Source organism: Pseudolabrys sp. (assembly GCF_035943735.1).
Lineage (GTDB): Bacteria > Pseudomonadota > Alphaproteobacteria > Rhizobiales > Xanthobacteraceae > Pseudolabrys.
This window is the reverse complement of the sequence record NZ_DASZBV010000003.1, coordinates 51,802-64,813: the sequence shown is the minus strand read 5'-3', so window position 1 is coordinate 64,813 and position 13,012 is coordinate 51,802. Positions and strand designations below refer to the sequence as shown.

10 protein-coding genes are annotated in these 13,012 nt (G+C 60.4%); 1 reads left to right on the top strand and 9 read right to left on the bottom strand.

Annotation, left to right across the window (positions count from 1 at the left end):
• Positions 1-705 precede the first annotated feature (705 nt).
• The 5 genes from VGV41_RS01305 to VGV41_RS01285 form a co-directional block, all read right to left on the bottom strand.
• Positions 706-1,083: a hypothetical protein gene (locus tag VGV41_RS01305; protein ID WP_326861841.1), complete on the bottom strand. Its 378-nt coding sequence runs from the start codon at positions 1,081-1,083 to the stop codon at positions 706-708.
• A 540-nt stretch (positions 1,084-1,623) separates the two neighbouring features.
• On the bottom strand, positions 1,624-1,887 hold the full coding sequence (locus tag VGV41_RS01300; protein WP_326861840.1) for a hypothetical protein: 264 nt from the start codon (positions 1,885-1,887) through the stop codon (positions 1,624-1,626).
• Between the two features lie 1,084 nt (positions 1,888-2,971).
• The gene (locus VGV41_RS01295; protein ID WP_326861839.1) at positions 2,972-3,163 is read right to left on the bottom strand and encodes a hypothetical protein; all 192 of its coding nucleotides are present in this window, start codon (positions 3,161-3,163) and stop codon (positions 2,972-2,974) included.
• Between the two features lie 382 nt (positions 3,164-3,545).
• A complete protein-coding gene (locus VGV41_RS01290) occupies positions 3,546-4,577 on the bottom strand; it encodes an SGNH/GDSL hydrolase family protein (RefSeq protein WP_326861838.1) in 1,032 nt (343 codons plus the stop codon).
• A gap of 710 nt (positions 4,578-5,287) precedes the next feature.
• The gene (locus tag VGV41_RS01285; protein WP_326861837.1) at positions 5,288-5,464 is read right to left on the bottom strand and encodes a hypothetical protein; all 177 of its coding nucleotides are present in this window, start codon (positions 5,462-5,464) and stop codon (positions 5,288-5,290) included.
• Between the two features lie 514 nt (positions 5,465-5,978).
• On the opposite strand from VGV41_RS01285, the gene VGV41_RS01280 reads away from it, so the two are divergent.
• Positions 5,979-6,407: a response regulator gene (locus tag VGV41_RS01280; RefSeq protein WP_326861836.1), complete on the top strand. Its 429-nt coding sequence runs from the start codon at positions 5,979-5,981 to the stop codon at positions 6,405-6,407.
• A gap of 9 nt (positions 6,408-6,416) precedes the next feature.
• Here VGV41_RS01280 and VGV41_RS01275 read toward each other — a convergent pair whose 3' ends face one another.
• From VGV41_RS01275 to VGV41_RS01260, 4 genes are all read right to left on the bottom strand, one after another.
• Positions 6,417-6,641, bottom strand: coding sequence for a hypothetical protein (locus tag VGV41_RS01275; RefSeq protein ID WP_326861835.1), 225 nt, complete (start codon positions 6,639-6,641; stop codon positions 6,417-6,419).
• 93 nt (positions 6,642-6,734) lie between these two features.
• Positions 6,735-7,145, bottom strand: coding sequence for a hypothetical protein (locus tag VGV41_RS01270; RefSeq protein WP_326861834.1), 411 nt, complete (start codon positions 7,143-7,145; stop codon positions 6,735-6,737).
• Positions 7,145-10,633 (bottom strand): hypothetical protein, encoded by a 3,489-nt coding sequence (locus VGV41_RS01265; RefSeq protein ID WP_326861833.1) that lies wholly within the window; start codon positions 10,631-10,633, stop codon positions 7,145-7,147. Before VGV41_RS01265 ends, VGV41_RS01270 begins: the two co-directional genes overlap by 1 nt.
• The gene (locus VGV41_RS01260; protein ID WP_326861832.1) at positions 10,633-13,011 is read right to left on the bottom strand and encodes a hypothetical protein; all 2,379 of its coding nucleotides are present in this window, start codon (positions 13,009-13,011) and stop codon (positions 10,633-10,635) included. The genes VGV41_RS01265 and VGV41_RS01260 overlap by 1 nt, the downstream gene beginning before the upstream one ends.
• Position 13,012: the final 1 nt, after the last annotated feature.

The following is a 13,012-nucleotide window of genomic DNA, read 5'->3' as shown; positions in this document are numbered from 1 at the left end:
ATCACCTTTTTCGGAGCCGAGTTTTGGAACTTGGCGCGTGCCAGAGACCGGATCACCGCGCCAGTTAGAAGGCCGCCCCGCGTTTCGCGCTGTTCTGTGCTTGTTTCAAGTCCACCCGCAACCTGGTACCTCTTCAGAAGTTGCAATCACAGACTAGCAGCGCTTTCAGGCCCCCAAACCCCCGGCGTCTGCTGGTCGGGGCTGCGCTGTGTGAGGACGCAGCGCGGCCCTTCATTGGCCGGTTTGTTACAAATCAATCTATGTCCACACCCATGTGAGACAGTTCCACATGGGATCGTTCGTGTTTGTTTGCCCCACCACGGGCCCGAAGGTCCAGTCTTGGGCGTCCGACGAGACGTTGTCGTTCGACCATTTCGAGGCCGTGGAGTGCGCGGCCTGTAAGCATGCATCTGGTGAATCCTCGGACGAGCAAAGTACTCGGCAACCGAAATGTGACGCCGCTCGGTTCGCGGCATCGGCCAAAATGAAGCAGCGAGCAAAAGGACCGCAACTGGTGCAGACGATCGAGGATTGCGCTGCCGCCGGGAACGGTGCGGCCATTACAGAATTGATTCGGCGGCGACCCCGCGAGCGCTCCTGGTTCGCCCCGGCTTAACGCTAGCCGCAAGCTCGCGCGGGTAGCCGCCATTCCAGCCCCGCTATGAACAGGGCCACTCTGCTCAGAGCGGCCCTGTTGCACAGTCCTCAGCCGCAGATCCGCACGCGGCGGACGTGTCGATCGCCAAATCGATCATACCAAACCTGACGACGCCAATAGCAATCACTGCCATACACCGCAGGCGGTCCGATCCTGACACCGAAGCCAGGGAAGAAGCCGTGGTGATGGTGGTGGTGGTGGTGGTGGTGGTGGTGATACTGCACCAATTGCAGCAGCGGCTGGGGCCGCTGAGCTTGTGCAACGTCGTCCGCCATCAAGATTGCCTGAGCATCCTGAACCGGCTCAAGCAGATCGGAATAGGAGCTTGCTGCAGGGACAGGACTCTGGGCCGGCGCCGCCTGTGCCGCCCCCATCAGGCACAATCCGGCGACTGTGCCCAGGAGGAAGGTTGCGTATGTCTTCATTCGTTTCTCCGGTTGTCTAGGTCGAGCGACCATTGTCGACGCGAGCTGCTGAACCATCCGTGGAGTTCATCTTGGTCCCGCATGCACGCCCGCCAATGTGAAACGGCGCAACGGGTGCATAGTTGCGGGCATCTTGATTAATGGGTGACTGCGCCGTTACCGCAACACCTACGACTTGTGCCCGGTTGCATCCGAGCCGTTCGAATGAGTTTTGGAAACTCCCGCGCGCCAGAAGGCCAATCGCGGCGGAAACTGAGCGAGCTTGTAGGAGCCGCCGCGATTGCCAGCGGACGACCGAGGCGTCTGAAAAATGGCAGCGGTCTTCCAGGAACCAGCGACCTTCAGCCGAATTGATTCGCCAGCGACCCCCGCGAGCACCCGAATCCCCCCGGCTTACCCCCGACTCGCGCGGGTCGCCCCTCGGGTGTCGCCATGTACAAAGTTCTTGAACCGCTGGCTCAGGTGCTTTCCGCGCTGGCCATTCCCGCGGCATTGCTACTCGCGTTCGAGGTGATCCACTTTCCATTCGGGATCTGGTGATTAGCCGGCTTCCGCCAGCACGCCACTGATCGACCATCGCCCCGAATGATGGCTGAGCCAGCCTTCGAGAATAACCTCTTTGCCATTGGCGGCTTGTATAGCCTTCAACGCGACCGCGCTGAAGTCCGCGCGCTTTCGATATTGCAGGCCCCGTCCAGAGGCATCGGTTACGCGGTAACAGTTCTCGCCAACATTGCGGACACGGAGGGGCACGCGTTTATGCCGAATGTCACCGGATGTCGCTGATCGTCCATCATCTTTCATGATGCCCGCGCCATCTTGACGGAAGGAAAGCAACCCCAGCGATGGACCGCCGAGATCGCTCCAAGGATATTCAAGCGATCTTCCGATTTAGTGCTTGTAACGCGCATCATCGCAAATGGTTCGGCCACCGCTCCCGGGGGCAAATTTGGTCTAGGTTTCAAAGTTATTTAACCCGGCGGGTCACTAAGCCCCTCTAAGTTGGAGGCTTCCTTGTTCGATGCCGTAGTCGTTCGCTATGGCCGCAGCGGAAATCGGAGTTGCTGTCGATGGACTCATCTGTCTCAGCAGACAGCAGATCATCACCCGAAGGCTGCAAATCCTCGCCTGTTCGGATTGGTGAGCAGCCGACGTCGCCCCGCAGTGGTGGGCGCTTGGAATTCTACGCCAGTGCATGGACGGACTCATAGGCGACGTTCTGAGAGTCACTGGGCGAGGGTTCTAAGGCCCCGACTGCCTGCCGTTCGGAGCAATAGCTGCCGGCAAATGACTGGCCTCGACTGGGAGGATGAAAGAACTGTCCGGTAGAAAACATGCCGATGCATTCCCGCTACTTTTAATTTATTTCGATTAAGCGCCACGGCGGGACCTAATGATTTATGCACCTTCGAGAGGAAGAGCCCGATGGCGGTATCGGCGAAAGCCGTGTACTCTTCTTCTGTCACTGAACTTCTGCGGTCCTTACGCAGCATGGGAGGCGGAAATGTCGTCTCACCCGGTTCGTGAGAAATATCGCGAATACCTTCTCCACGCTGAGGAGCGCCAAAAGCCGGCAGAGCATAACCGTGGCATGGTGTACGCCGTGCTCGCATCCATCTTCGGGGTGTGCGCCACTGCTGCGTTTCTGTCTCGGTTCTTCTAGCGCCTTTCTACCTATTGCGGCGTTAGTGGCGGGGATTTTGATTGCGACGCTGATCCTACAGCTACGAACACGTAGTGTCTGGATCACCCTAAGCTTCAATTCTAATAGAAAACCCGCCGCCATGGGCAGGCGACGGGTTTCGCCGCCGGTACATCCGCAGCGGCCGTGCTGTCAGCGCGGACGAATATTCTGCGCCACTGCGAGGCAGAGCACAATACCGCCTTATTAGGCCATTCGCCGGCGATGCCCAACAGAGAAACCAAGCGCATAGGCCTTCATGCGGATAGTCGCTTCAGTGCGCTTTAGGAGCTTCGAAAGCTGGGCAACTGGCGTCTTGGCGCGGGAGTGCTGGCGCAACGCCTTCAAATCATCCTTCGTCCAAGCCTTGTAGGAACGCTTCTTTCGCTTCTTAGCCATACTGATAATCCGAAGTTGTGAATTGACGCCGAGGCAATCGCATTTCCCGCTTCCAAACGCAACCCGCGGGACAGGCGCTCGCGGTTTAATATTCATGCGGCTGCTGCGCCGTTGAATATCGGGCGTAAATTACGGTGATTGCGGGACTACCTGCGGCACGGCATGTGCGCTTCGACACAACGATGAAATACATCCGCGCCGGCAGCCTCTTCAAAGAGAACGCGGCGGCGAAGGCGGGGCTTTAGAATAGTCGGTCGCACGTGTAGCGTGGCAGCGCCTAGATATCACCTGCACCGGCTTTAACGTGCGGTCCCGGTGACCACACCGGCCGCCGCCGAGGACGCGGATTGAAGGACGTTCGGCGGGCGCGCCTATAGAAGCTTCAAAAGGTGCTTTCGGCGACTTTCCGTTTTCTACGCCAGCTTAGAAGTCCAAGGGCCGCTATAGCGGAAGCGAAGAGTGGAAGAGTCGCCGGTTCGGGGACCACGTTAATGAAGAGCTGGCCCTCCAACTGTTGTGCCGCCGCTGCGAAATGCTCGTCATCGGCCCAAAACGAAGTCTGAGCTGCATCGGGTGCCCGCAGCAGTGCAGTCGTGCCGTACAGGGCCCAAGAGTTCGTGATCAGAGCTGGATCGGGATTTATGAGCGCCGTTCCGCCAGGAGCATCAGCATTCGAGATCGAAGTGAAACCATAGGCGCCGGGGTCGGCGAAGACCTGGTTTTCCAGCCCCTGTACATCGGCCAGTTTATAAAGCACTCCATCCGCGTTGAGATCTGCAAACAGATCGCTGACGTAAGTGGTGCGCAACAGGCCCGGCGTCCCAGTTCCCACGTTATATCCGTTTGATACGATGATTGTGCTTGCGCCTAGACTTTGAAGGTTCGTGATGGCGCCTGCTAGCGCGCTCGCTGCATTGGTGACCCAATTTAGTCGCGCCGCTCCACTCAGCGTTTGGGCATATTTGATGTCGTTGCCGCCCGAGCTTATGAGATAGATCGCATTGGGATCTGCGACGCCACCATGCGCGGTTAGGTAGCTCCCCATCTGGCTCACGGTCGACGGTGCGTTTGGATTGATGAAGCTCGCATTGTTCTGGGCGCCACTGGCGGCGTAGTTTGTGCCCCCGCCGGGCGCATCTGCTGGATTGGCAGACAACCCAAAATGAGTTGCAAGAACTTGAGCCGCGCCGACGCCGTACGGTGTATCGGGAATTCGTCCGCCATCGGCGAGGGAAGCTGCCGCAAGTGCATTCAATGTCGGATTGGCCGGCAACGGCTTGTATCGGAACCAGCCGGTATCAACCGTACTGTCACCAAACACGAAGACATTATCGACCGGTGTCGCTTGGGCAGAACCGGTTAACTGGGCAAGAGCTAAAATCAAAAATGATGTCAGGGCTAAAGTACGCAGCATGCCGGTCCTCCCGCTTGAACTATCCCACTCGCAACGAAAGCAAAACGCGGGCCAACCCTGAAATGTACGGTAGTGTATAGGGATAGACTATAACGGCTAAGGCGGCGACAGGAGCCTGTCAAAATGTTTGACACTTTGATCTGCAATCGAAGAGCACGCCGCCGTTGAAACACTGGTACGACTTGCCGCATTGTCAAAATACATAGACCGCGTCATTAGCGCCTCCCACTTACTGCGGTTGCCTGGAAATGTCGGAAGAACCTCACCAGGCACGAGAGTCCTATGCCCGATGTGGCACAGTCGGCGCTCGTAAGTTGATCGCGTTCTCGCGTTGCCCAGCTGAGCAGCGGAGGCCAAGTTAACGTCTTCCATTGTAAAGGCTGCGGCGCCATCAGTCACAACGAGGTGCCGCGCGAGGCTCCGAAGGAGCGAGGCCGCGTCAGTTGGCGGCCTCGCTCACTAAATCAGGTGTCGGCGGTTTTCGGGCCTGTTCTAGCGCATCAATTGCCATCCCGCCGCTAGTGCAAACGCCACGAAGGCGCCGATCGCGATGTATTCGAACCCCCACCACATGGCCAAGTAAATCGGCGAGGCCGTTTCGGTTCGCGTGACAAAAGGCCGCCGCTGCCGTGACCTTCGCCGTTCAGGCTAAACGCGACGTCCGCGACCGAACGGCGTTCGCAATCTCCTTCCCCGTCGCGACGGCCCGATTACTTGTCCTTTTCATCGCCCAGCACCTTCCCCGTGCTCACGTTGACGAAGTGCGCCTGTAAGCACGCCGTGCATGCGACCGTCACGAAGGCGTCGTCTTCGTCCGTCACGTCGTCAGCAGCCCAGCCTTGAACCTGAAGGTCCGTAACCGGGCAGCGGAACAAAAAGGGGCGCATCGTGGCATCCTCCGACACCGCAACGCGCCCGCTTTGAGTTGGATCAAAGGGCGCCCCCGTCGCGCAGCCCGTCGGTGGTCACATCGGTTCGCTACCCATTCGATGCGGCCGATCACGGCGTCGTCGAACTCGCGACGATCGAGCCTCCGGTTCAGCGAAGAGGCGCAGACCGGATTGTCGAAGAGCAGCGACGGGCCGCGCCCCCCTCGACAGACCGTATCGCCGCTCAGCTTCGGATCGCGGTGGACGCTCCGAAGAACGTAGAAACCTTCTCCTTCGTACCGATAGCCGCCCGGCATTCAAAGAGTTCCAAAATCGATGCCGGCGATTGCTGACCGGTACGTCAATATGGAAATAGGTATCCAGTAGCCGGCAGCGTTTAAAAGCCGTTTACTCGAAAGTCTAAATCCAAAATAAAATCTCCATATAGATATTCATGTCGCGTTCTCGGGTGGTCGTACATCATTGATTTGAAATGGAAATGGAGGTCCGGATGCTGACGAGGTGGAAGCCTGTGCTGATCGTTGACGACAGCAAGAGCATGTGCGCGATCATGAAACAGATTTTGTTGTCGCTTGACTTCGCAGATGTGCAAACGCGGCACACTGCCATTGAGGCGATGAATGAGATTAAGAGGCGGGACTACGGCTTCGTTATTTGCGACGTCGAAATGCAGCCCATCAACGGAATTCAATTCGTTAAGATGATGCGATGCGACAAATTTTTGCGTGATGTTCCTGTCATTCTTACGACCAGCAATCCGGCATCAGTGCTGGACCTATTCAAGAACGGCGCACCGTTCCTCGCCAACGGTTTTATCCTCAAGCCATTCAAAGCGAATGACTTAAAAGTTAAGCTGGCTGAAGTCCTTGAGGCGGCTTATCAGAGGAAGGACCTGCTGCCTGATCATCTTGCCCGCCTAAACGGATTTGAAATGGCTTGAAAGGCCCCGCTACGCCAGCGGCTGCGCTGTCGGAAGCCGCCCGACTTCTTCGACCGTGGGCGGCTTTTTTAGGACATTGCCGCGACGATCCAACTGTCGTTCCCAAATGCCGAGTTGGATCAGCTTTTCTAACCCGTCCAGCGTCCAGTGCGCGCGTTCATCACCGTCGGAAAACTCTTTGCCCGGCCGGAAGGTCGCCGAAGTGCTCCCGATTGTGATCTTGAATGCGCGCATCAGTCATCCTTGGCGAGCTCAACACCGCGATCTGCCTCAGGGCCTAACACCAACCCCCGGCGCCATCGCCGCGCTTTGGCTGCGAGCGCGACCCTACGGATCGAATTGATCGAAGACGGTTCCGCCACTTGAAGACGACTTAACCTGCGGAATAATTTGGTTGTAATACGATCCCGCATCGTTGAAATAGAGGGTGGTTTGATTCAACTGAGGGCTTCTATCCAGCCATTGGGGAGGCTGCGAGGCCTGGTATTGCTTCGCAAGCTGCTCCTGGAATCTTGCCTCATGCACGCCTGTTGTGGGTGAGCCACCGTATACATCGGCAGCGGATGGCAAGCTGAGCCCAAAACTGGCCGCAACAGTCGGCCCCGCAAAAGGCCCCGGAGAAGGCCCGATCCCTGGTGAAATGGATATCGGACTGGGCCGGAGCGTTTCGAGCGGATCGTTCCCGAGCGAACGATCGTCCTCGACGTTGGTCGATCTCCGGAATTTGCTCGTATCCATCAGCGCACACCGAACGCGCGTGGGTTAATTTTATACTTCTCTTGAAACTGCCGCACGATATCCGGGTAGTTTTTATTCTGCCGGAGATAGTCAACGGCAGCCGCAGGCACCGCCGCGTGAGCCGCCTTGATCGCGTCCACATGCTCTTGTGGCACGAACTGCTTGCTGTGCTGGTCGTAGTAGCGAACGCCGGTAGCCACGGCAGAGCGGCCGTACATATTGGCCAGTTTCCCCATGATGTTGGTTTCCTGCTTCGGCGTACTCGCCTTTGACAGAAGCACCTTGGCGCGCTCCGGATTGAGCAAGGCGTCGCGCACAATGGCATCGACGCTATCGAGCCCGGCTTGGCGCAACGAGCTGATTGCAACGCCGCCGACCGCACCAACTCCCGCACCGAGTGCCTGACCGATCGGGCCGAAGATTGAGCCTATTGCATGGCCAATGGCCCCACCCTCCACAGCTCCGCCAACCTTAGACCCAGATGCTGCAACAATGCGCTGAAGGATGCTGCGCGAATCCTGCGCCGTATTCGAGCCCGGCAATTTGACGGATGAATTCGACCTATTCGACCGTTGCAGATCGGCCGCAATGGCCTTCATCGTATTGATCTGCTCGTCGGAGAAGCCGGCCGCTTTCAGCGTCGCGCCGTGCTGCTTCATAAAGGTCTGGAACTGGTCGGACCGCATTGCGCCAACGCCGGACGTTCCGGCCTCGGTGTTGCCGATGAACTTTTGCGTGATGTAATCGGCAATCGACTTCTTCAAGCCATCCTGCGCATCGGGATTGTTGCCGATCTTGGCGCGCAGATTCGTGAACTGCTCGATGGCGTCTTTGCGGGAGAAGATGCCACCGACAGTGCTAGTCACGCTTTCCGGCGAGGTGACGCCCATCAACTGGCCGAGCACGCCTTTCTGCGCGTCATCCAAAGCCGCCTTGCGCTGTGTCGCGGCGTTGGCCATGGCCTCGGTCGCGGATTGCACGTCGCCGAGCGACTTGGCGAGCTTGGGATTTTGCGCAATGAAGTCGGTATTGTCGCGCGCGAACTTGTCCACCCGCGCCGGATCGATTGACCCATCCGGGCGCAGCGCGAAGTCCTGCAATTTGGCGAGGAAGTTGCTGGTCGATGCGTGCTCGCGCGCCACATCGGCCATGGTCTGCGAGGCGGTCGCCGCATCGGCGAACTGGCGATCGAGGTCAGGGAAGGCCCGCAGCGCGTCGCTGTACTGCTTGCGGAACGTGGCCACCTTGGCCGGATCGAGCGTGCCGTCGGAGCGGAGCGCCTGATTGCGAAGCCGATCGACGGCATAGTCGCGCAAGGCTTGTAGCGCCTCGGGATCGCCGACGGCGTTGCGGTAGGTCTGGACGGATTGGAAGCCGCCCTTGCCGGGCGCGAACACCTTACCGGCCACCGCGGCGTCAGACATATTGTAAGGCGCATTCGTGCTCGGTCGCGCACGCATCGGCCCAAGCGCCTTGTTATCGAAGGTCGCGGCGCGCTGTGCCGTCGACTGGCGCGCGGCGCTCAGCCGGTCGGCTGCGGCTTGGTCGAGGTTGGGGACAACATTAGTTGGCGATAGTCGCGGATTGCCCGCAACATTTCCAAGTCCGACCGCTGCTTTGCCAGTTGCTCCGCGTGTGCCAGAAACGGTAGCCGATCCGCCTCCGGCATTTGATCCAGCACCCGCTGCACCGACAGCCCCGGTCTGGGCCTGCTTTGCGTACCAATCATTCGCGTCCCGCGCCAACTTAGCGGCAAGCGCATCGTCCGGGTTCATCGTCCCGGCGGCGACCGCCTGCTGATCTTCAGCAACGCGCCCGGCGACCGCATGATCCAGATCGTCGGAGATTGCGTTGTTAAGGATCGAAAGCCTACGATACGCCGGACTATCGCCGTTCGCAAGCCGCTCATTGCGCAATTCAGTGCCAATGCGCGACCGCAGCGCCGTCATCTCCGACAGCGGAACCGCGCCGCCATACTGGCCTATCACCTGATGGATGGCCGCCTCCTCCCCGGCGATCGGTGCCGCGGAGGCCGGATGCTCGGCCTGCAACTGCCGGGCCGCGGACACCGTGTTTTCGGGCGAAAGCGCCAGAGTGCCGTCCGGATCGACGGCCTGCCAGAGCGCCCGCTCGCGCGCCTTGGCATCGGCCCTAGCGGCCTCCAATCCGGCCCTAATAGCCCCGCCAGCCGCCTCGGGTGTCTGCCCTAGACCGATCTGCGCCGTCGCGCCCTGAGCCGCCTGTGTGGCGGCATCCAGCCGCCCTTGCGAGGCCGCACCGATGCCCGTCGCCTGATCCTTAAGGGCCGCTCCGGCCTGCCCGGCCGCGTCTGCCTGTTGCTTGCTGGCGGTGTCTACAGCAGCCTGCGTCTGCTGATCGAGCGCATCCCGATAGGCCCGCACGGACGCCGCGACCTGTTCCGGCGCGCCAGCCTGCTGGACGCCCTGCGCCGCCGTAACCCGCGCCTGGTTCTGCTCGGCGGCGCGCTGCGCGAACTGGTCCGGCGCCTGAGCCGCTGCGCTGCGCTCGGCTGCGCCTAGGCCCATGTCGCCGGTCAACTGGAACGTCGTTGGCTTGGAGCCTGGCACGAGCTCCGGCGTGGGATTTTGCAGCGCGGCCTGGACGGCCGCCGGGTCGCTTGCCGCCGCTTTGAACCGATCGGCCGCGATCTGCTCCTGACCGGAGGCTGTGAGTGGCTTGACGAAATCGCGCGCGGCACCCGCGCCGGCACGCACCACGGCCGGAACGGCAGCCGCACCGAGCCCGATGGCACCACCGCCCAATCCGCCGACAATGGCCGCCGTGGGGCTGTTCGGGGCGACTTCCTGCGCCACGCCCTGCCCGACGCCGGAGGCCGCGCCAACGGTTGCGTTGGCGGCGAGATCGCCGGCACCAGCCGACTGCCCGACATAGGGGGCAACCTTGCCGACCAACTCCGGAGCCAACACGCCAGCCCGGCCGAGGCCGGTGACGGCCGCTTCCGGGGCGATCATCATGGACGCGCCCTGCCCGGCGGCGCGCGCGATGCGCTCCTCCGGTGAGGCGGCAACGGTGTTCGCCGGGTTGAGCGCCGGATCGACGTGGCCGAGGCCGGTCGCGATTGACTGCGAGCCGCCGAAGCTGTCGCTCGGAATCGTCGGAATGCTTGTGCCGGCGGCATAGTTGATACCGCGGACGCCAAGATTTATCGCACCGCGGGCGAGATCGACCGGCGCGCCTAGGACGCTGTAGATGCCTTCGTTCAGCCCGGCGGTGATGTTGCGAGCAATGCCGCTCGCCTTCTTCGGCTGATCGTCTTTCGGCTGATCCTTGGCTTCGGCCGGCACCGCGGCGACGGCGCGGGTGAGCGGGCCGGGAATTCCCATATCCTCATCAGACAAAAGCGTGGCGTCCTGCTGTGAGGGCGCGGCGGCGGCAGACGTGGTCCCGCTGGACTGTGATGCAGGGGCTGTCACAATCCCCATATCCTCGTCGGAAAGCAAATCCATCACTGCACCCTCTGCCAGCCGTTGCCCATCCATCGGGCGCGGCCATTAGGCGTCTGATAGACCTGTCCGACTTGCCGCTGCGCAGGTGCGGGGACGTTGACCCCAAGCGAACGCTGTGTGAATTCGTTCTTGAGCGTCTGACTTGCTTGACCCGGCGACTTCTGGATTTGATCGAGTTCCCTTTGAAGCTGATCGACGCCGGCCTGAATTTGGCCATGCGACATCGCCGCATAAAGAATGTCACGAGCATGTTCCTTATCAGAAACAGTCTGATTGCCGCCACCAACTGCTCTGGAATATGCGTTGACGTATGAGTTGAGTGTGCCTGCAAGTCTAACGATGTTAGGATCGCCGATGTTTTCATTGAACTTGTTGAGTTGCGCATTCCACGCCGGGAATCTTGTGCGCGGAACATTAGCCGACGAGGCCACGACAAGCTTGCCGAGATTAGAGGCCTCGATTGCGGCCATTTCTACATTGCCGGCGCGCGTACCAGTTGCCTTCTGTGATGCAATGTAAGAGTCGAATGTGCCAAGACGAGCAGCCTGTTCGGCTGGCGAAATGCCCATCTGCTGCTGCACTTTAACAATCGCATTGCGGAGATCGGCGAGATAAATATTCCCCATAGCTCCGCGCGGGGTATTTTTCAGACCACTTTGGTCGCCGGTCGTAACGTATTGCACTGCGTTTTGATAAACGGCTTCCGGCGATACGCGGCCAAGATTGTTGGTGTAGACCGGCTTGCCAAATGCCAGAATCGAATTGCCAGGCGCGACCGACTGCGGCTTCGAGTATTCACTGATAATCGAGTACACTTGGTCACGCGCTTTTTGCACGAGAGCCGGGTTGGAACTATTAAGATCAGATACAAGCTGAGCGCGAACGTCTGGCGGGATCATGGAGAAAACGCCATTCGGCTGCGGCTGCCCCTGAGCCGCCGGAGCCTGTGCGCCAGCGAACGCAGCCGACTGCGACGGATCGACGGGCTTGACCGGCAACGTAGTGACGTTCGGCTGCGGGTGGCCTGCGTCCGGAGCGACCTGCGGTCCAGCAGGAAGCGAAGCCTGCTGCGGCGGAACGGGCGGCATCGGCTGAGCGGCAACGGGGCCGGCGCCGACCGGGACATTCTGCGGAACTGGCGGCGCGGCATTCGGCGCGGCTTGCGTCGGATCGACCGCGGCAAACCGCTGTTCAAACGTGGCGGGAGCCGCCGAAGCATCGGCCGGAACAGGCGCAGCACCGTCCGCCGACGCAACCTGTACAGGCGCGGCCTGCTGCGCGGCCTGCGCCGCCGCAGCGGGATCAACGGCCTGCACCGGCATCGGTATGGGAGAAAACTGAGCCGCAGGCACAACCGGCGCAGCGCCGCTCATCTGCGGCGCTTGCACCGGAGGCGCGGCGATCGGCTGCTTGATCTGCGGCAGCGGCGGGGCTTGTGGTGCACTGGCCTGCGGCGTAGCCGCGCCCTCATCCCCAACCGGAGACGCATCCGGAGTGGCATCGCCCCCGGTCGGATTGGCGCTCGCAGTCTGGGCCGCCGGAGGCGCACCACTGGCCGCCGCACCGGGATCGACTGCAGCCGCACCCTTGGCGGCCTTGGCCGTATCGGCCCCGCCGAGGTTCGGCGACGCATCGGCCGTCGGCTGCGGCGAGAGCAAATCCGCCCCTGCCGGCTGAGCGGCAGCGGCCGGAGCGGCTTGGCCACCCTTGCCGTCCAGCGCATCGAGCAGGCCATGGTTTTGCAAATGCGAATAGTACACTTGCGGATTAAGATACGGCTCGACTGCCGTTTGCAGCGTGTCGAGATCGCGATAGTTCTGCTGGAACTGCTTGCCGCTTTTCGGGTCCGCGAACGTCACATTGATCGAGCCGTCGTCGTTGACCTTCGATCCCTGATACTGCACGCCCCCCGTCAATTGTGCCGGCAGCGAGTTGTAGAGATTGCCCATGGCCTTATCGACCGGAGCATAATTGCCGCTAGCCTTCGAATAATGGATCGCGCCGGCCAGAGTGGCCTGCTTGTTCATGATGTCTTGGTGCTGCTGATCATTCGCAAAATCCAGCAGCTTCTTTGCGCCATCGAAATCGCCATTTGCAATGTGACCCATTGCAATTTGCGGAGCGAATTTTGTTGCCCAATATGTCCCGGCGTCCTTCAGGTTCACCTCTCCGCTAGCGATAGCCTGCCGCGTCTGATCCGAGGCGATCTGCTCTTCTCGCAGCAGTTTTTGATTGCGCGCGAACGCGGCCTGATCACCCTGCAACTTGAGCTGGTTGATCTGATAATTCTGATTTGCGTTACGGATGCCGATACCGGTTTTCCAACCGTTCGCAAAGCCGGTGAGCCCGGCGCCAATGCCATATCCGATTCCGGCCATG

Coding starts and splice junctions, on each gene's coding strand:
- VGV41_RS01265 (WP_326861833.1), bottom strand. CDS start 10,633: ATGGATTTGCTTTCCGACGAGGATATGGGGATTGTGACAGCCCCTGCA.
- VGV41_RS01270 (WP_326861834.1), bottom strand. CDS start 7,145: ATGGATACGAGCAAATTCCGGAGATCGACCAACGTCGAGGACGATCGT.
- VGV41_RS01290 (WP_326861838.1), bottom strand. CDS start 4,577: ATGCTGCGTACTTTAGCCCTGACATCATTTTTGATTTTAGCTCTTGCC.
- VGV41_RS01295 (WP_326861839.1), bottom strand. CDS start 3,163: ATGGCTAAGAAGCGAAAGAAGCGTTCCTACAAGGCTTGGACGAAGGAT.
- VGV41_RS01300 (WP_326861840.1), bottom strand. CDS start 1,887: ATGAAAGATGATGGACGATCAGCGACATCCGGTGACATTCGGCATAAA.
- VGV41_RS01275 (WP_326861835.1), bottom strand. CDS start 6,641: ATGCGCGCATTCAAGATCACAATCGGGAGCACTTCGGCGACCTTCCGG.
- VGV41_RS01260 (WP_326861832.1), bottom strand. CDS start 13,011: ATGGCCGGAATCGGATATGGCATTGGCGCCGGGCTCACCGGCTTTGCG.
- VGV41_RS01285 (WP_326861837.1), bottom strand. CDS start 5,464: ATGCGCCCCTTTTTGTTCCGCTGCCCGGTTACGGACCTTCAGGTTCAA.
- VGV41_RS01305 (WP_326861841.1), bottom strand. CDS start 1,083: ATGAAGACATACGCAACCTTCCTCCTGGGCACAGTCGCCGGATTGTGC.